General features: G+C 66.0%; 14 protein-coding genes and 1 pseudogene. 9 read left to right on the plus strand and 6 right to left on the minus strand.

The window, feature by feature from the left end; translation table 11 throughout:
• Positions 1 to 213: 213 nt before the first annotated feature.
• The 5 genes from Q8M13_RS01895 to Q8M13_RS01915 form a co-directional block, all read right to left on the minus strand.
• On the minus strand, positions 214 to 342 hold the full coding sequence (locus Q8M13_RS01895) for a DUF302 domain-containing protein (protein ID WP_305297930.1): 129 nt from the start codon (positions 340 to 342) through the stop codon (positions 214 to 216).
• A gap of 51 nt (positions 343 to 393) precedes the next feature.
• Complete coding sequence (locus tag Q8M13_RS01900; protein WP_305297931.1) at positions 394 to 1380, minus strand: TauD/TfdA family dioxygenase; 987 nt, start codon at positions 1378 to 1380, stop codon at positions 394 to 396.
• The gene (locus Q8M13_RS01905) at positions 1377 to 2252 is read right to left on the minus strand and encodes a TauD/TfdA family dioxygenase (protein WP_305297932.1); all 876 of its coding nucleotides are present in this window, start codon (positions 2250 to 2252) and stop codon (positions 1377 to 1379) included. The genes Q8M13_RS01900 and Q8M13_RS01905 overlap by 4 nt, the downstream gene beginning before the upstream one ends.
• A 32-nt stretch (positions 2253 to 2284) precedes the next feature.
• Positions 2285 to 3409 (minus strand): YeiH family protein, encoded by a 1125-nt coding sequence (locus Q8M13_RS01910; RefSeq protein ID WP_305297933.1) that lies wholly within the window; start codon positions 3407 to 3409, stop codon positions 2285 to 2287.
• A gap of 66 nt (positions 3410 to 3475) precedes the next feature.
• Positions 3476 to 4483 carry a TauD/TfdA family dioxygenase gene (locus Q8M13_RS01915; protein WP_305297934.1) on the minus strand — a complete coding sequence of 336 codons (1008 nt, stop codon included), beginning with the start codon at positions 4481 to 4483 and terminating at the stop codon, positions 3476 to 3478.
• A 159-nt stretch (positions 4484 to 4642) separates the two neighbouring features.
• Between Q8M13_RS01915 and Q8M13_RS01920 the strand changes: the two genes are divergently transcribed.
• Genes Q8M13_RS01920 through Q8M13_RS01945 form a run of 6 tightly spaced genes read left to right on the plus strand, consistent with a single transcriptional unit; the run spans position 4643 to position 10777 of the window.
• Entirely contained in the window at positions 4643 to 5830 is a 1188-nt protein-coding gene (locus Q8M13_RS01920) for an acyl-CoA dehydrogenase family protein (protein WP_305297935.1), read from the plus strand.
• 30 nt (positions 5831 to 5860) lie between these two features.
• Positions 5861 to 6505, plus strand: coding sequence for a TetR/AcrR family transcriptional regulator (locus Q8M13_RS01925; RefSeq protein WP_305297936.1), 645 nt, complete (start codon positions 5861 to 5863; stop codon positions 6503 to 6505).
• Positions 6483 to 7001, plus strand: coding sequence for a flavin reductase family protein (locus Q8M13_RS01930; protein ID WP_305297937.1), 519 nt, complete (start codon positions 6483 to 6485; stop codon positions 6999 to 7001). The genes Q8M13_RS01925 and Q8M13_RS01930 overlap by 23 nt, the downstream gene beginning before the upstream one ends.
• 24 nt (positions 7002 to 7025) lie before the next feature.
• Positions 7026 to 8339: an NtaA/DmoA family FMN-dependent monooxygenase gene (locus Q8M13_RS01935; RefSeq protein WP_305297938.1), complete on the plus strand. Its 1314-nt coding sequence runs from the start codon at positions 7026 to 7028 to the stop codon at positions 8337 to 8339.
• The gene (locus tag Q8M13_RS01940) at positions 8332 to 9927 is read left to right on the plus strand and encodes an NAD(P)/FAD-dependent oxidoreductase (protein WP_305297939.1); all 1596 of its coding nucleotides are present in this window, start codon (positions 8332 to 8334) and stop codon (positions 9925 to 9927) included. The genes Q8M13_RS01935 and Q8M13_RS01940 overlap by 8 nt, the downstream gene beginning before the upstream one ends.
• A 58-nt stretch (positions 9928 to 9985) precedes the next feature.
• The gene (locus Q8M13_RS01945; RefSeq protein WP_305297940.1) at positions 9986 to 10777 is read left to right on the plus strand and encodes a methyltransferase domain-containing protein; all 792 of its coding nucleotides are present in this window, start codon (positions 9986 to 9988) and stop codon (positions 10775 to 10777) included.
• 363 nt (positions 10778 to 11140) lie between these two features.
• On the opposite strand, the pseudogene Q8M13_RS01950 reads toward Q8M13_RS01945, so the two are convergent.
• Positions 11141 to 12147 (minus strand): annotated as a pseudogene (locus tag Q8M13_RS01950) (IS110 family transposase).
• Positions 12148 to 12358: 211 nt separating this feature from the next.
• Between Q8M13_RS01950 and Q8M13_RS01955 the strand changes: the two are divergent.
• The 3 genes from Q8M13_RS01955 to Q8M13_RS01965 form a co-directional block, all read left to right on the plus strand.
• Positions 12359 to 15547: an efflux RND transporter permease subunit gene (locus Q8M13_RS01955; protein ID WP_305297941.1), complete on the plus strand. Its 3189-nt coding sequence runs from the start codon at positions 12359 to 12361 to the stop codon at positions 15545 to 15547.
• Entirely contained in the window at positions 15528 to 16694 is a 1167-nt protein-coding gene (locus tag Q8M13_RS01960) for an efflux RND transporter periplasmic adaptor subunit (protein WP_305297942.1), read from the plus strand. Before Q8M13_RS01955 ends, Q8M13_RS01960 begins: the two co-directional genes overlap by 20 nt.
• The coding region (locus Q8M13_RS01965; protein ID WP_305297943.1) for an efflux transporter outer membrane subunit at positions 16681 to 17997 on the plus strand (1317 nt) is incomplete at its 3' end. The genes Q8M13_RS01960 and Q8M13_RS01965, both read left to right, overlap by 14 nt.

Genomic DNA, 17997 nt, shown 5'->3' on the forward strand with positions numbered 1-17997 from the left:
TCTCCGTCCGCGACCGCCAGAGCCCGGACGCGGGACTGCAGCCGATGCCTCTGGCGCGCGAGAAACGCGTTCGCCTGCTCTCCGAAAAGGTAGCCCTGCTGCGCGTATCGTTCGTCCCACCGGCGCAGCCCTGGATCAACCATCATCCAACCTTCTCATACAGCCCGGCGGAGGCATACCATGAGCGCAGAGGCTTGAGCCTTTGGCGACGGATCAAAGCCCGTCGATGGCCTGCATGGACTCAACGGGATCAATGGCGGCGACTTCCGTGCTCCCATCGCTCCGCTGTTGGACCACAACGTTGCACGGCAGCATGGTTCCTACCTTGTCCTCGCGAGCCATCGGGCGCCCATCTCCCCTGACCAATCCTCGGGCTGCACGATCCCGCGTGCGTCAGACATGCTGGCCCTCACCCGGGCGAGAAACGCCGTCGTTCGGCCCGGCGGCCCTATCACGCCTCGCGGCGCCGACGGCGAGGCGATCGGACGCGGGCTCCGTCGCGCTGACGGCCGCAGCGACGCTTCGACCGTCTTGGGCGACCGCCTCGTGGGGGGGATCGACAGTCACGCGGCGCATGTGGCGGCGCTGCCCGGAGTAGTCGTTCAGCGCGAAGTGCCAGACTGAGCGGTTATCCCAGAAGGCGATGGAGCCGTTCCGCCAGGTGAAGCGGCAGGTGAAGCCTTCGTAGCGGCAGTGGTTGAAGAGGTAGTCGAGGAGCGCCTTGGACTCGGTGGTCTTCCAGCCTTCGATCCGCAGAGTGAAGGCTGGGTTCACGTATAGCGCCTTGCGGCCGCTTTCCGGGTGGGTGAGCACCATGGGGTGCATGAATTCCCCGACATAGCCGTCCGCCTCGGCGACCTGCATGCCGGCGCGCTTCTGGGCTGAGTGACCGGAGGACGAGTACTCGCGGCTGGCGGAGTGTACCGCGTTGAGGCCCTCCAGTGCCTTCTTGAGGCCGGGCGAGAGCGCGTCATAGGCCGCAGCCTGGCTGGCGAACAGGGTATCTCCGCCGAACTCGGGCACCTCGACGGCGTAGAGGATCGAGCCAATCGCCGGCTTCTCCAGGAAGCTCATGTCGGAGTGCCAGCCGCCGCCGAAGTTGATGCGGTCCTCTGGCTCCTTGATGATCTCCATCACCTCGGGCTGCCCGGGCATGCCGGAAACGTAAGGATGAACGTTCAGGGGGCCGAACCGGGCGCCAAATCGCACCTGTTCCGCCGCGGTCAGCTGCTGGTCGCGGAAGAACACCACCTGATGCTCCACCAGCGCAGACCGGATCGCGGCGATGACGGCGTGGTCCGCCAGATCTTTCGCGAGATCGACCCCGGTGATCTCCGCCCCCAGCGCGCCGGCGACGCGACGGACGAGCAAGCCCGTCACGCCGACACCACTTCGCGCGGCGCAGCGCGCGACGTCGCGAGGCTCTCGTCACTCCGATGGAAAGGCTTGTCGCCCGCCACGGTGACACGGTGCCCGTAGCGGCGGTTTGGGAAGTAATCGAAGAGGGCGTGGTGCTGAGTGCAGCGGTTGTCCCAACACGCCATCGAGCCAGGCCGCCAATGGAAGCGGACGTGGAGCTCCGGCGTCTCGATGTGGCGATAGAGCATCTGCAGGATGGCGTCGCTTTCACTGCGGCTCAGACCCACGATCCGGGTGGTGAACCCGCGGTTCACGAATAGCGCCTGCCGCCCCGTCACCGGGTGGGTGCGCACGATCGGATGCTCCGAGCGCGGGTACTGCCGGTCCTCGCTGTAGCCGGGACGCTCGTAGACGTGCTTGCCGTCGTGAATAGCGGTCAGCCCCGAAAGCATGCGCTTGATCGGATCGGATAGAGTCTCGTAGGCGCGGTACATGTTCGCGAACAGCGTCGCGCCGCCGCCGTCCGGCGGGACCTCGGTCAAGTGCAGAATCGACCCCATTGGCGGCTCGGGGTCGCAGGACACGTCGGTGTGCCACTCCTCTCCGGCCACGTGCGTGGAATTCTCGTCCGCCTTGATCACTAGAATTTCGGGATGCTGATCCGGCTTGTGCGCAGCGGGGTGAAGGTGAAGCTTGCCGAAGCGACGGCCGAACTCGAGGTGCTGCTCCACCGTCAGGGTCTGGTCCCGGAAGAAGATAACAAGGTTGTCCATCCAGGCCGCATGGACTTCCTCCAGCTGCCGATCACTGAGCGGCCTCGACAGATCCACACCTTCGATCTCCGCTCCGATAATCGGGGTGACCTTGCGTACTGTGATGGTCTCGTAGGTCATCGAACTCTCCTTTGTGCTATCGTTTCTTCGGTTCAACTGACCGCTCCCAAGAGTATGGCGGCGAGCACGGCGAACAGGACAAAGAGCGTCTCCGCTCCGATCAGCACTGCCGGGCGCCAACCCACATGAGTGAAGTCACCGAGCCGCGTCTTTACTCCGAGGGCCGCAATCGCGGTCACCAGGCACCATCCGGAGATTTCGCCGGCGAAACGGACCACAGCTGGGGGGACGGCGACCGTAGACGTAATCACGACCAGACCGACGAAGACGACCAGGAACAAGGGCAGCAGCGGCGGGCGTTTCCGCGAGGTCGCCCCGCCTGCGTTACGGAAAAGCAGCGCCACGGCCAGGGTGGCGGGCAGCAACATCGCCACGCGCAACAGCTTGACGACGGTCGCGGTGTCGCCGGCCTGATCGGAAAGGCCGTAGCCTGCGCCCACGACTTGAGCCACGTCGTGAATGGTGGCGCCAAGGAACACACCCGACTCGACCGCGCTCAGGCCCAGCTGCGTGGCCAGCAGAGGGTACAAGATCATGGCAAGAGTCGAGAGCGTGGTGACGCCGACGACGGCCAATATCGTGTCACGCTCGCGCGTGGGCGACGGCGGCAGCACCGACGAGAGCGCGAGCGCCGCCGAGGCCCCGCAGATCGCCACCGCGCCGCCGGTCAGCACACCGAAATCCGTTGGCAGCTTGAGCAATCGTGCGAGCACCCAGCCCGTGGCTATGGTGGCGAGTACGGCAGCGACCGTCAGCAGCAGAGCATTGGTCCCGAGTGACTGAATTTGCGTAAGCGTGATCCGCGCGCCCAGCAATGCGATACCCGCCCTCAGCACGATCCGCGCTGCGAAGTCCAAGCCCGGCCGGCACCGGCCGTCGTGGCCAAGAAAATTGACCGCCATTCCGAGCAGCAGCGCGAAGAGCATCACCGGCGCGGCATAGTGGTCGGCTAGCCACGATGCGGCGAGCGCGACAAGCAGCGCGATCCCCAGCCCTGGCGCCAGCCGGGTGAGCGCCGCAGCGAAACGTTGCGGAACGCTCGCCGCGGCCATGGTGGCGGGCTCGAGGGGCACGCCTTCCAAAGAGTCGTAGGAGTCGGCGCCCGGCCACGGAGCCGGCGCATCGGTCGCTGCAGCATCCGAGCGAAGCTTCAGCACCGGCGCGTCCGTCCGCAGGCACGCGAGCCCGATGGACGATCCGAAGCCGCGGCCGCTCCCGCCATTTCAACTCGCCTGCTTCAGCCAGCCCGCGCGGTCATATCCACGATCCTCAAAGCTCTGCGGTCGGCTCGAGATTTTGTCGGTCGCCAGCCAAAGCCGTTTGAGATGGCGGCGGCGATCTTCGTCCTCGAAGTCCTCGTACTCAGTGCGCGAGTGGAACAGGACATAGTTGTTGATGAACTGCATGTCCCCCGGTCGCAGCACCATGTCGAGCCGGAACTCGGGGCTCACGGTCAAGGCGTCCAGCGTGTCGAGCGCCTCGATCTCGAACGGCGTCAGCCGCGGCAGTTCCGGGAACCGCTGGGCAGAGTTGATGTAACCGCGGATGTAGCGATTGAAGAGCCGTCCGTCATGCCGCGTGAACACCGGCATCGAGTAATAGGGGTTGCCGCCAGCCGGGTGCTCGCCCCGCCAATCGTAGTAGAAGGGCTCATACAGCCGCTCCAACAGGTCGGGACGTGTGCGCGCCATCTCATTGTGGCAGGCGACCGAGCTGACGAGGCTGCTTAGGCCTCCGCTCTTGGCGTCGCGCAGGCAAAGCAGGCCAACTAGATCGGACCCGTCGGTGTGGAACGGCAGATGGACCGTGGTTTCGTAGCCCCGGACGTGGGGGTTCAGCATGCTCTTGCCCGTGTCCCGCACGTCGCCCAGCAGGTCGCCGCGGGCGTTCTGCGGCCACGGCCGACCGAGGTAGGTGCCCATCCCCCAGTAGATCGTCCCAGCGTCTTCCTTGCTGTAGCGCTCGACCGGCAGGCCGCGCAGCAGGAAGAACCCGCGCCCATTCGCAAGCTCGTCCCCCAGGGCGTCCAGCGTCGCGGCCATGCTCCCGAGCGGGAAGTCGGCGCGGGTCACTTGCGTCCCGCTCAGCCCTTTCGCTTTGGCGTTCGAGAGCGCCGCCTCGAGTTCGCCGATTTCGGCGTCAGTCAGATGGCGTATCCAGTCGTCGCTCCTGGCCGCCTCCGCGCCGCGCCAGTCCGCAGCGGATTCCACCACACCTTGAAAAGCGCTCATGATCGATCTCCCACGCAGCTCATGGGTCAGAAGCTAATGCGCCATCATTAAGGTGTCTACTATTGGATGGGGTTTAGCTCGAAGGTTGACCGGATCTGAGACTGATCTAATGTGATTTCATTATCACATTGGCGCGCGACGGGATGGGCGGTCGCCCGCATGAACGAGGAATTGGGAATGGGCCGCACCAATCTGGCGCTTGCAGCGGCCGACGTGGAGATGCTGGACCAGTTGCGCGCCATCGCCGCCGACTGGACCGCACAGCGCAGCGAGCGCCAACGTCGCCGGCATCTGGACCGCGCGGACTTCGAGCGGCTGGCGTCCGCGGGGTTCCTGAGGACGGGCATCCCCGTCGATCAGGGCGGGCTTTGGGCCGGGACACAACAGTCGGTCCGGCTCTACGCCGACTTGATCTACACAATCGCGCGGGGCGATCCTTCCGTGGCGTTGGTGGCCTCCATGCACCCCGCCGTGCTGGTGTCCTGGATGGCGAGTTCGGCGGCGCCCGAACCTCACGCGCAGGCCTGGGCCGAGCAGCGGGACTGGTGCTTCCAAACTGCCCGGGATGGGTCCTGGTGGGGCACCGTCACCTCGGAGCCGGGCAGCGGCGGAGACATCATGAAGACCCGGGCGGTCGCCGAGCCCGACGGCGCAAGCGGTTTCCGTCTATCCGGCGACAAGCACTTTGGCTCCGGTTCCGGCATCACCGACTATATGATCACCACCGCCAAGCCCGCGGGCCACCCAACGCCGACGATGTTCTTTATGAATATGCGGGGCGCGGTCTGGGATGGGTCTGGAGGGATCAAGCTGACCGCCGAGTGGGACGGCCACGGGATGAGCGCCACCCAGAGCCACGGCTTCCGCTTTGACGAGTTTCCTGCGCAGGCCATCGCCTGGCCGGGCGCGGCGCAGGCCAGCGGTGCGGCCGCCGCCCAGCTCGGCGGCGCCATGTTCACCGCCGTCATCGCCGCGATCGTCGACGAAGCGATCGCCACGGCGCGCGCCAAGATTGGACCGAAGAAGGACGAGATGCGCCCGTACGAGCAGGTCGAGTGGACCCGGCTGGTGAACCAGGCATGGACCATCGCGCAGGTTCGCGAAGGTGCACTGGCCGCTGTCGAGCGGGGGTCGGGCGGCGTGGCGGCGGTCGCGCGCGGGAAAACCGTCGTCGCCGAGCACGCAGAGTCTTGCCTCACGCTACTCAGCCGCGTGGTGGGCGGAGGATCCTTTTCGCGGGGAGCCCCCTACGGCCAGTGGGCGCAGGACGTGCGCGCCTTGGGGTTCCTTCGCCCGCCCTGGGGGCTGGCGTACGATCAGCTCTTCGCCCAGTCCTGGGCCGACTGAGGTGCGGGGGTGAACCCGACGCGCGAACGCTTGATCAATACGGCAGAGCGACTGTTCGCCCTCCACGGCCTGGAGGGCGTGTCGCTCGACCGAATCCGCCGTGAGGCGGGGGAAAAGAATGCCTCTGCGCTCCAATACCACTTCGGCGGCAAGGCCGCGCTGCTAAGCGCGGTGTTTGAAACGCGGCTCAGCGTCATTGACCAGCGACGCTTGGAGATCTTGAGCGACACCGATCCATCGGATCGGGAGCCGGCGCTTAGAGGCTGCGCCGAAGCGCTGGTGCTGCCATTCGCCGAACACCTCTCAGCGCCCGGCGCGGAGCGCTACTACGTGCGGTTCGTCGCCCAGGTGTACGGCGATCCGCGCACGGATTGGTCGGAACTGCTCGCCGGAGGTCGCAACGAGGGCGTCTTCCAGGTTGGACGCCGCCTGGCCGAGCTGCTCCCTGAGATTCCACGCCGGGTGGTCCGGGCGCGGCTGGAACTCGTGGTCGGACTGATCATTCACGGCCTGGCGGACCGAGAGAAGGCCATCGCCGCCAACGCCCGGCGCCCGGCTTTGGCCACGCCGGCCTTCGTCGGCCTGTTGGTCGACATCTGTGTCGGCGCCCTCACCGCTCCACATTCCGGCGCCACTCAGCGGGAGGTCGGCGATGCAGAGCGGCGCCGCGCCTGAGGTTGCGGTCATGCCGGCGGACGTGGCGGACCTGAAGGCCGCGCTCGGGCGCTTCTGCACGGGCATTGTGGTGATTACCGGACGCGCGGGCGATCAACTCGTGGGTTTTACCGCTCAATCGTTCGTGTCTGTGTCTCTGCAGCCGCCACTCGTTAGCTTCTGCCCGGACAAGGCATCCGAAAGCTGGCCCCGCCTCCGGGACGCGGCGCACTTTTGCGTCAATGTCCTGGACCATGCCCAACAAGACCTTTGCTTCCGTTTCGCTAAGAAAGGCGTGGAGCGCTTTGCCGGCATCAACACGGGCGCAGGAACGCACGGGGGCCCTATCATCGGCGGCGCCCTCGCCTGGTTCGAATGCGCCGTCGAGGCCGAGCACGACGCGGGCGACCACACCATCGTCGTCGGCCGAGTGCTGTCCTTTGGCTCTTGCGAGGCGTCAGACGCAGAGCCGCTGCTCTTCTACCAGAGGCGGCCCGGCCGTTTCCGAGACCTCTAAACAACAAAAAGATTGGGCGGAAAAATGAAGGCTGGCGACAAGATGCACCTGACGGGCTTCATGCTCTACTGCCCCGCTCCGCATATGATCATGTCCTGGGTCTACCCCGAGGACAAGATGGACTCAGGCCGTTACTTCGACGTCGAGTACTGGGCCGGGATTGCGCGCACGCTGGAGCGCGGCAAGTTCGACATGCTGTTCTTCGCCGACGGCTGGGCCGGCGGCGTGAATGCGCCCGGGATCAAGTACGCCATTCAGTTCCCGACCCAAGACCCGACCGTCCTGGTCCCCTACCTCAGCGCGGTGGCGCCTAAGCTGAGCTACGCCATCACCATGTCGACCACCTTCTATGAGCCCTACATGTTGGCCCGGAAAATGGGCACGCTCGACCACATCACCAAGGGCAAGATCGGCTGGAACATCGTCTGCTCCATCTCTTCGGGCGAGGCCAAGAACTTCGGCATGGACGAGCTGCCGCCGCACGATCTTCGCTACGATCGCGCTGACGAGTTCATGGAGGTTTGCCACAAGCTGTGGAACAGCTGGGAGCCCGGTGCGCTCCTGATGGACATGCAGAACAAGATCTTCGCGGACCCCGAAAAGATCCATAAGATCAACCATGTCGGCAAGGTATTCAAATGCCAGGGGCCGCTGACTGTGCCCCCTTCGCCCCAGGGGCATCCCTATCTGTTCCAGGCCGGCGCTTCCGATCGTGGACGGCAATTTGCGGCCGAACACGCCGAGTGCGTTTTCGCCGTGGGGAACGGCGTCAAACAGATGCGGGCTTTCGAGGACGACATGAAGACCCGGTTCGACCGCGCCGGTCGCGACCCCGACAAGTTGCGTATCATCTGGAGCGCCCAGCCCATTGTCGCCGATAGCGAAAGCGAGGCGCGCGACCGGTTGAAGGAAATCCGCGCGCGGATTCCGCTGGAAGCGTCGCTGGCCCTGATGTCGGGCCACTTCAATCTGGATCTGAGCAAGTTCGACGTCGATACCCCGGTGAACCAGTTGACGGACCTGGTGGTCACCGGCACCAAGGGCATGTTTGAGGTCTACACCAAGACCAACCCAGCGATCACCCTTCGCGAAATCGCCGGCACCTACCTCTCGGGTTCCGACGATAACCCGATGGCCGGGACGCCCGCGCAGATCGCCGATCACATGGTCTATCTTTTGGAGGAAGGCGGCGGCGACGGCTTTCAGATCACACCGTCCTATTACGCGCCGCACTACTACCGCGACATCGTCGACAATCTCATCCCCGTCCTCGTCAAGCGCGGCGTCTTCCGAGACGAGTACGAGGCCCAAACTCTGCGCGACATGATGAATGGCTGAAGCGCGACCACAGGCCAATCCCACGAACTTCGAAGGCATGAGCGTCGGGGTCGTCGGCGCCGGTCTGACCGGGGTGCTGATGGGTATCCGGCTGAAGCTGGCAGGGGTGCGGGATTTCGTGATCTACGAGCAGGCGGCGGATGTGGGCGGCACCTGGCTGCGCAACACCTATCCGGGCCTTCACTGCGATGTCCCGTCACACCTCTACTGCTACACCTTCGAGCCCAATCCGCACTGGAGTCTGGTGTTCTCCGGCCAAGCCGAGATTCGCGACTATTTCCGCAAGTGCGCCGAGAAATATGGCCTGATCGACCATATCCAGTTTAACACGCGGGTGGAGACCGCGGCCTTTGACGAGGCCTCCGGCGCTTGGGACCTGACGCTCGGGGACGGGTCGGAGGCCCGCCACAGAGTGCTGATCTCCGCCACGGGAGGGCTCACCGAGCCACACATTCCGAACATTCCGGGACTCGCTGCCTTTCGCGGCGAGCAATGGCACTCTGGACATTGGCGCCACGACTACGACTTCACCAACAAGCGCGTCGCGGTTGTCGGCAGCGCCGCCAGCGCTGTGCAGGTGGTTCCCGAAGTGGTCCGCCGCGCCCGCGAAGTCTATGTCTTTCAGCGCACACCCAACTGGGTGATGCCGAGGCGCAACGTCGCTTATGATGCGGCGACCCAGGCCGCCTTCGCCGACCCGGCGACGAAGTCCGCGGCGAGTCATCGCCGGATGCTCTACCGCAACGCCCTGATGACCTATCAGGTGTTCCGCAGGAGCCCTCGGGCGGTAGGGCGTCTCAGGCGCATGGCTCTGGACCATATGCGCACCCACATCAGCGATCCGGAGATGCAGGCGGCGCTGACCCCCAGCTACGATCCGGGGTGCAAGCGCCTGCTGGTGTCGGACGACTACTATGCGGCGCTCGCCGCCGATCACGTGCAGCTGATCGACCAGGGCCTTGGCCAGGTGACCGAGACCGCCGCCGTTGCGTCAGACGGCCGGGTCATCGAGGTCGATACGATCATCTTCAGCACCGGCTACAAGCTCGGCGGCCGTGCCGATGGTCGTCCCGCGATGCACATCACCGGTCGTGACGGCCTGACCCTGTCGCGCGCGCTTTCTGAGCAGCCGGAAGCATATCGCGGCGTGGCGATTCCAGGGTTCCCCAACTACTTCACTATCAATGGTATCAACGGCCCGATCGCCTACACCTCCCTGATCGGCTCGGCCGAAGTCCACGCCGACTACATCGTCAAGCGTATCCGCGATATCGCCGAACTCGATCTGAGGTCCGTTGAGATCAGGCTCGACGTCACCCGCCGCTACAACGACCGGATTCAGCCTGAGTTGCAGACCATGAGCTGGGCCGGAGCCTGCCAGAGTTTCTACAAGGACGACACCGGCCGCATTCTGTCATTCTACCCTGGGACGGTCGGCCGAATGCGCCGCGAGTTCCGCCGCCTCACCCTGGACGACTACCTGGTCGATCGACGCCATTCACCTGAGGTTGCTTCAAGCGCCGAAACAGGCGCCTGTCTCAGCGTCAACGACGGGCCTCTGCCGCGCGGACCAAGCCGCCTGATATGACGGCCGAACACCCAATCCCAGACATCTTCCAGACACGGCGACAAGGAAGGAAGCAGGCATGAAACAAGACACATTCTTCCGGGATCATTGGGCCGACATCGCGTCCGAAAGCCTAGAAGACTATCAACAGATGTTCACATGGCGGCCCGAGATGGCGCCGCTGTTGGCCCCGGCCGATCTCGAGCCCGGGCAGGTCGTGGTCGACTATGGTTGCGGGCCGGGCGGCTTGGCGTTGGAACTTGCGCGCTGCACAGGCCCTTCCGGCCACGTTCATGGCGTGGACCTGAATGCCGATTTCGTCGGCATGGCGCGCCAGGCCCTCGCAGACGCCGGCTTTGCCGCCTTCACGACCGTCCACCATGCGACAGACGACCGGATTCCGCTGGATGACGCCCAGGCCGACAGGTTGGTGTGCAAGAACGTGATGGAATATGTGCCCGACGTCGCGGCCACGTTGGCCGAGTTTCGCCGGGTGGTGAGGCCTGGCGGCATCGTGCACATCATCGACAGCGACTGGGGCATGTTGGTGGTCGAGCCGCTCGGAGCAACAAGGTTGCGAGAGCTGATGGACGCCGCGAGCTTGGCTTTCCGCACGCCTCATATCGGCCGCATCCTTTACAGCGAAATGAAAAGGGCCGGGTTTTCCGATGTCTCGGTCGCCATTCGGGCTGGCGCGGACACGGAGGGACGGATGCTGCCAGTCCTTCAGCACGTGGCGCAATTTGCCGAGGTAAGCGGCAAGTTCGAGCAGAAGCGAGTGGACGCGATTTTGACCGAGGTTAGGCAATCGATCGCTGAGGGCGCGTGTCTGATGACGCTGCCACAGTTCATGGTCACAGGAAGAGCATAGAGGAGTCGTCGGAAGGGCCGAGGGGTACGCCCAGGGACTACGCCCGAGCCATATCCGGAGAGCCCGGCGACCAAAACCAAGGCTCAGATCAACCCAGGACTTGGGTGGACGACCTCCAAGACGCAAGGGTGAAGTTGACGTTCGGCGCTCGGTCGAGTGCAGTCATGTGTTCGGCCTGTTGCTGCAGCGGTCGAGGCTGCTGGCCTTGATGAAGTCCGCGGACCGGCTCCCTAATCACGTCAACGCGCTCGAAGCGCTCTGACCCCCTGGGTTTCGCCCGTCCCCGGCTGCGGCCGGTTCGTCATCACGTCTCACCACTCTGGCGTCTACGGCTTCGATCCTGTGCGGGACCGTTGCCGATCTCTATGCAGCCGCAGTCTCCTCGCGCGCCATCAACACCCAGGCGATCCGCGCCGTCTTGTTGGCCAGCGCCACGGCGGCGGCCTTCGGCTTTTTGCGATCGAGTAAGCCTCGGATCCAGGGCCCCCCAGTCCCGCGTTGGCGGGCCATGCGGAGCACAGCCGTCGCTCCGACCACGAGCAGCCGTCGCAGATAGCCGTCGCCCATCTTGCTGATCCCAGCTTGCCGCTCCTTGCCGCCGCTGCTGTGAGCCCTGGGGGTGAGCCCGAGCCATGCAGCGAACTGGCGCCCAGAGCGGAAGAGTGCGGGGTCGGGCGCACTGGCGGCCATAGCGCTGGCGGTGATCGGCCCGATGCCAGGGATAGTGGCGAGCCGCCGGCTGGTCGCATCCTGCCGATGCCAGGCGAGGATCCGATGTTCCAGGCGCTCGATCTCCGCGCGTAGCGTTTCCAGTCGCCCCGCGAGGCCCCGAAGCGCGGCCTGCGCGAGCTCCGGCAACCGTTCCTGCTCCAGGATCAGTGACCGTAGCGCCGCCTGAACGCCCGCGGAGCCCTGCGCTGAGACGATCCCGAACTCGCTTAGGTGACCGCGGAGGGCGTTGATCAGCATGGTCCTCTGGCGACCAAGAGATCCCGGGTCTTGTGGAGCATCAGAACCGCCTGCTGGGCCTCGGTCTTCACGGCGACGAAACGCATGGTCGGCCGGGTGACAGCCTCTGCGATCGCCTCCGCATCTGCCGCATCGGTCTTGCCCCGCTTAACATAGGGCTTCACGTAGGCTGGCGGCATCAGCCGCACCTCATGGCCGATCGCCATCAGTTGCCGGCCCCAGTGATGGGCCGAAGCACAAGCCTCGATCCCGACCAGACACGGCGACAAGCCCTCGAAGAAAGGAAGGACCTGGCTGCGTCGCAGCTGCTTGCGCACCACCACGACGCCTGCAGCGTCGATCCCATGTACCTGAAAGACGTTCTTCGCCAGATCCAGCCCGACGACGGCGACCTCTTGCATGACCCGCTCCCTAGACGTGACGTCCCTATCGACGACACATCAGAGAACCCTGTTGGGTGGAGGTCGTCCACGCCATCACGTCACTCCCCATCGGCCAAGCCCGGCGCAGCCGGACTTAAGCGTGGCTTAAGGTGGCCGCCGTCTCCAGCCCGCGAGGACAGGAGACTTCGATGCATCGACCCCTTCGGGCGTCGGCCGGCGGCCGCCCCCTATGCTAGCGATCGTCCGAATTGCGCTAACGCGGCCCCTTACGTTCGTGGTGATGGCCCTGCTGATCGCCATGGGCGGGGCGCTCGCGGCCGTCAGAACACCCGTGGATATCTTCCCGAGCATCCGCGTGCCGGTCATTGCGGTGGCCTGGACCTATGCGGGCCTTCCGCCAGAGGAAATGGCGGGCCGGATCATCACGCCGTTCGAACGCGCGCTTTCGGCCACCGTCAGCGACATCGAGCATGTCGAGAGCCAGTCCATGCCGGGGGTCGGGGTGGTGAAGATCTTCTTCCAGCCCGGCGTGGATATCCGCACGGCGACCGCGCAGCTGACATCCATCTCGCAGACCGTCTTGAGGCAGATGCCGCCCGGCATCAGCCCGCCGTTCATCGTCAACTACGACGCATCGACGGTGCCGATTCTCCAGCTCGCGCTGTCAGGCGAGGGGCTGACAGAGCAGCAGCTCTACGACCTCGGGCTTAATCAGGTTCGGCCGCAGCTCATCACCGTGCCGGGGGCCGCCGCGCCGTTCCCGTCCGGTGGACGCCAGCGGCAGATCCAGGTTGACCTCGACCCACAAGCGCTGCGGGCCCGCGGCCTGTCAGCCCAGGATGTCTCGACGGCCATCGCCGCGCAGAACCAGATCAATCCCGCCGGCTTCGCCAAGATCGGCGAGTATCAATACAACGTCCGGCTCAACAACGCGCCGAACTCGATCGCCGCCCTGAACGACCTCCCGGTGAAGGTGGTCGAGGGGGCCACCATCTACCTTCGTGATGTCGCCTATGTGCGCGACGGCAGCGCCCCGCAGACGAACGTCGTGCACGTCGACGGTCAGCGCTCCGCCCTCATCACCATCCTGCGCAACGGCTCAGCGTCCACATTGTCGATCGTGGACGGCATCAAAAAGAAACTGCCCCAAATCGCGGCCGGACTTCCGGCTGAGCTAAAGATCACCCCCCTGGGGGACCAATCGATCTTTGTCCGCGGCGCCCTTGAGGCGGTCGTCGTCGAAGGCGCCATCGCAGCGGCGCTCACATCGCTGATGATCCTGCTGTTCCTCGGGTCCTGGCGCTCGACGGCGATCATCGCGTTGTCGATCCCGCTCGCGGTCCTGGCAGCGATTGCGGCGCTCTCAGGCGCAGGCCAGACCCTGAACGTGATGACGCTCGGCGGCTTGGCTCTCTCCATCGGCATCCTCGTCGATGACGCGACAGTCACCATTGAGAACATCAACTGGCACCTGGAACAGGGGAAGGGTGTTCGCGAGGCCATTATCGACGGCGCGGCGCAGATAGTGACCCCGGCCTTCGTCTCGCTCCTGTGTATCTGCATCGTCTTCGTTCCGATGCTCTTCCTGCCGGGCGTCTCCGGATACCTGTTCGTCCCTATGGCGCTCGCGGTCGTCTTTGCGCTCATCGCCTCCTTCATCCTCTCGCGGACGCTCGTGCCGACGATGGCGATGTACCTCCTGCGGCCGCATAAGGTCGGCGGGACTCATCCGAATGCGCAGCCGTCTGCAAATCCGCTAGTGCGGTTCCAGCAGGGGTTCGAGCGCAGGTTCCAGGCCTTGCGGCTCAGTTACGGCGAGCTGCTCGAGCGGACGCTGGGAGGCCGGCGCTGGTTCGTGCCAGGCTTCCTCGCGATTGCTGTGGCGTCCCTGGCGATCACGCCCTGGCTGGGCCGCGACTTCTTCCCGAGCGTGGACTCCGGCCAGATCGCCCTGCACGTCCGCGCGCCCGCTGGGACACGGGTCGAGGAAACCGCCGCCGAAATGGCGCGGGTGCAGGCGCGGATCCGTAATCTGATCCCGGCAAGCGAGCTGCGATCCATGGTCGACAACATCGGCCTGTCCAGCGCGCCGCTGAACACCGTCTATAACAACAGCGGCACGGTGGGTCCGGGTGAGGGCGACATCCTCATCGCGCTTGAGCATGGCCACACGCCGACCGCGCGCCATGTGGAGCGGCTTCGCGAGGACCTGCCCAAGAATTTCCCCAGCCTGGAGTTCGCGTTTCTACCGGCTGATATCACCAGCCAGATCCTGAACTTTGGGTCGCCGGCGCCGCTCGATATCCAGATCAGCGGTCGCGATGGGAAGGCCAACCGCACCTATGCCGAAGCGCTGTTGCGCGAGGTGAAGCGCATTCCCGGGTTGGCCGATGCCCGTCTGCAGCAATCTGCGCGCTACCCGCAGCTCGATGTTGAGGTCGACCGCACCCGCATGGCGCAGGTCGGGCTGACGCAACGCGATGTCACCGTCAGTCTCGCAAACGCCTTGGCGGGCACCTCACAGACCGCGCCCATGTTCTTCCTTCACCCGCAGAACGGGGTGTCCTACCCGGTCGTGGCCCAGGCTCCGGAGTATCGGGTGGGCTCGGTGGAAGAGCTTCGTGCGCTTCCGGTTACGGGAGCGAACGGCGCTGCGCCTCAAACACTTGGCGCGCTTGGCGAGATTCGCCGCAGCAGCACCGCGTCAGTAATCAGTCACTACGACATTCAGCCGACGCTCAACATCTACGCGACCGCCCATGGCCGCGATCTCGGCGCCGTGGCTCGGGATGTGGAGCGCGCGATTGAACGCCTCGACGCCAAGCAGCCGAAGGGTGCGATTGTCACCCTACGTGGCCAATACGCCACGATGAACACGGCCTTCCTCGGGCTTGGCCTGGGGCTGATCGGCGCCGTGGTGCTGATCTACCTGGTTCTGGTGGTGAACTTCCAAAGCTGGGCCGATCCGCTGGTGATCGTCTCGGCGCTCCCGGGCGCGCTTGCTGGAATCGTTTGGCTGCTCTTCGCGACCGGAACGACGCTGTCGGTGCCGGCCCTGACCGGAGCCATCATGTGCCTTGGCGTTTCGACCGCGAACTCAATCCTCGTGGTGAGCTTCGCGCGCGAACGGCTGGCCATCCTCGGCGATGCGAGCCGCGCGGCGCTCGAGGCTGGCTTGGCGCGATTCCGGCCGGTGCTGATGACAGCCCTGGCCATGATCATCGGCATGGCCCCCATGGCCCTTGGGATCGGGGAGGGCGGCGAGCAGAACGCGCCACTTGGCCGCGCCGTCATCGGCGGACTGGTCGTCGCGACGGCCGCCACCCTGTTCCTCGTGCCCGCCATCTTCTCCTTCGTCCATCGCCACGTCCGCGGGCCGTCAACTGCAGAGGAAAGCCATGTCGCCTATGCCCCCTAAACTGCGGAGGCTCAGCCTCAAACATGCCGGCGTCGGCGTCGGGCTGGGCGCGGCCGTGATCCTTGCCGTTGGCGCGGCCGCCCGGAACGCCAACGACGCTGAACTCGCGCGGGTCTCAGGAGAGGCCGCTATGCCCACCGTCCGTGTGGTGCAGGCCAAGCCCGCCAGGGGTGACGGCAAGCTGGCGCTTCCGGCGGAGGTTCAAGCCTGGAACACGGCGGCGATCCACGCCCGCACCAACGGCTATGTCGCACGCTGGCTGGTCAATATCGGCGATCGCGTGTCGGTCGGGCAGACGCTGGCGGTCATCGAAGCGCCGGAACTCGACGAGCAACTCGCCCAGGCGCGAGCCCAGCTGCAGACCGCCGCCGCCGAGCAGAGGCTCGCGTCTACGACGGCCGATCGTTGGGAACTCCTGCTTGAGAAGGACGCGGTCTCACGTCAGGCGGCGGATGAGAAGGCGGGCGCCCTGGCGGCGAAGAGCGCGGCTCTGAAGGCGGAGCAAGCCAACGTTCAGCGGCTGGAAGCGCTCAGGGGCTTCACCCTGATCAAGGCGCCCTTCGATGGGGTAATCACGAGCCGTTCCGCCGAGATCGGCGCGCTGGTGAGCGCCGGCTCTGCGACCCCAGCCTTGTTCACCATCGCCGACACCCGCCGAATGCGCATCTTCGTGCGCGTGCCCCAAGCGGAGTCGGCGGGCATCCGGCCGGGGTTGGCGGCTGAATTGCGGCTGCCGGAGTACCCCGACGCCGCTCTCCCGGCGATCGTCACGCGCTCCGCCGAAGCCGTTGATCGCCGATCCGGGACCATGCTCGTCGAGCTTCAGAGTGACAACGCGTCGGGCCGGCTGAAGCCTGGGGCCTATGCCGAGGTCGCGCTCCCGGCGCTGGCCCGCGGCGGCGTAGTGATTCCGGCCAGTGCGCTGATCCTTGGTCCGCAGGGGCCGAGGGTCGCCACGGTCACGGCGAACGGCACGGTCGCTCTAACGCCGGTGAAACTGGGGCGGGACGATGGTCGATCGGTCGCGGTCGCGGCAGGGCTGGCGGCTGGCGCGACCGTGATCAGCGCGCCACCCGATGCGCTGCGGACCGGTGACAAGGTGCGCGTCCTTGAGGACCGAAAGGACACGGCGAATGCGCGTCGCTAGAATCCTATCTGTGCTGGCGCTTCTCGGGCTTTCCGGCTGCTCTCTTGCGCCCCGCCTGGAGCTGCCCGTCGTCTCGGCCGCGTCGAACTACAAGGGCGCAGCCGACTGGGGCCTCGTTTCGGCGGCGGACGACGGCCCGCGCGGCGAATGGTGGACAGCCTTCGACGATCCGGCGCTGGACGAACTCATGCGGCGACTGGACCGCGCCAGCCCCACCGTCGCCGCAGCGGTTGCTCGATATGAGCAGGCGCAGGCGGGGTCTGAGGTGGCTGCGGCCGCTCGGCGCCCGGTCGGTTCGGCGAGCGCAAGCCTCACCCGCCGCGAGGGCTCGGCCGCAGGCGGTGACGAGGCGGCGCGCGACGAGGCGGACGCCGCGGTGCTGGGGGGCTTGCTACGCTACGAGCTCGACCTTTGGGGGCGACTGCGCAACGAGGCGGCGGCACAGGACGCGGAGTCCGACGCCAGCGCCGCCGACCTGGCGAACACCCGGCTCAGCCTTCAGGCGGCTCTGGCGGATACGTACCTGCGGCTCCGAGGGTTGGACGCCGAGGCCGCGTTGATCGACGAAGCTGTGGGTGCTTACGAGCGCGCTCACGAGCTGACTGTTACCCGGCAGGAGAGTGGCGCCGCGTCCGGATTGGAGACGGGCCGCTCGGAGGTGCAACTGACCCGCGCCCGTGCGCTGCGCCACGGCCTGCAGCGCCGCCGCGCCCAGCTCGAGAACCAGGTCGCAATCCTGGTCGGGGAAACGCCGATGGCCTTCACCTTGCCTGTGAACAAGGCGCTCCCGACGACCCCGGAGGCGCCGCGGAGCATTCCATCCCAGCTGCTCGAACGCCGGCCGGATGTGGCCGCGGCTGCGCGTCGCGTGGCGGCCGCCAATGCGCGGATCGGCGTCGCGCGCGCAGCGTTCTTCCCTAGCCTGTCGATCGAGACTTCGGTGGGTGTTCAGTCCGTGAGCCGTCATCTTGCGTCGTCCCCGGCCAGTGTCTGGGCGCTCGGTCCGCTCGCCGTCGTTGCGCCGCTTATGGACGGGGGGCGCCGTAGCGCGCAGCTCCGCCACAGCAGAGCGGTTCACGCAGAAGTTTCCGCTAAGTACCGCGAGACCGCTTTGGCGGCGTTCCGGGAGGTGGAGGACGCGCTCGCCGCTCGGCAGCGCCTGAGCGAAGAGGCCGATGAGCTGCAGCTTGCCGCGGCGGCCGCGACCAGGACGCAGGCCTTGGCGCTCAGCGCCTACCGTGATGGGGCCTCTGACTACCTGGAAGTGGTGACAGCGCAGACCGCCGCTCTGGAAGCGCAGCGT

Origin of the sequence: Phenylobacterium sp., from assembly GCF_030681155.1 — a bacterium.
Classification (GTDB): Bacteria; Pseudomonadota; Alphaproteobacteria; order Caulobacterales; family Caulobacteraceae; genus Phenylobacterium.

Excerpts from the sequence above, each read along its gene's own strand:
- Q8M13_RS01945 (WP_305297940.1), top strand. The coding sequence starts at position 9,986 with ATGAAACAAGACACATTCTTCCGGGATCATTGGGCCGACATCGCGTCC.
- Q8M13_RS01905 (WP_305297932.1), bottom strand. The coding sequence starts at position 2,252 with ATGACCTACGAGACCATCACAGTACGCAAGGTCACCCCGATTATCGGA.
- Q8M13_RS01930 (WP_305297937.1), top strand. The coding sequence starts at position 6,483 with ATGCAGAGCGGCGCCGCGCCTGAGGTTGCGGTCATGCCGGCGGACGTG.
- Q8M13_RS01935 (WP_305297938.1), top strand. The coding sequence starts at position 7,026 with ATGAAGGCTGGCGACAAGATGCACCTGACGGGCTTCATGCTCTACTGC.
- Q8M13_RS01960 (WP_305297942.1), top strand. The coding sequence starts at position 15,528 with ATGTCGCCTATGCCCCCTAAACTGCGGAGGCTCAGCCTCAAACATGCC.
- Q8M13_RS01920 (WP_305297935.1), top strand. The coding sequence starts at position 4,643 with ATGAACGAGGAATTGGGAATGGGCCGCACCAATCTGGCGCTTGCAGCG.
- Q8M13_RS01940 (WP_305297939.1), top strand. The coding sequence starts at position 8,332 with ATGGCTGAAGCGCGACCACAGGCCAATCCCACGAACTTCGAAGGCATG.
- Q8M13_RS01895 (WP_305297930.1), bottom strand. The coding sequence starts at position 342 with ATGGCTCGCGAGGACAAGGTAGGAACCATGCTGCCGTGCAACGTTGTG.
- Q8M13_RS01915 (WP_305297934.1), bottom strand. The coding sequence starts at position 4,483 with ATGAGCGCTTTTCAAGGTGTGGTGGAATCCGCTGCGGACTGGCGCGGC.
- Q8M13_RS01955 (WP_305297941.1), top strand. The coding sequence starts at position 12,359 with ATGCTAGCGATCGTCCGAATTGCGCTAACGCGGCCCCTTACGTTCGTG.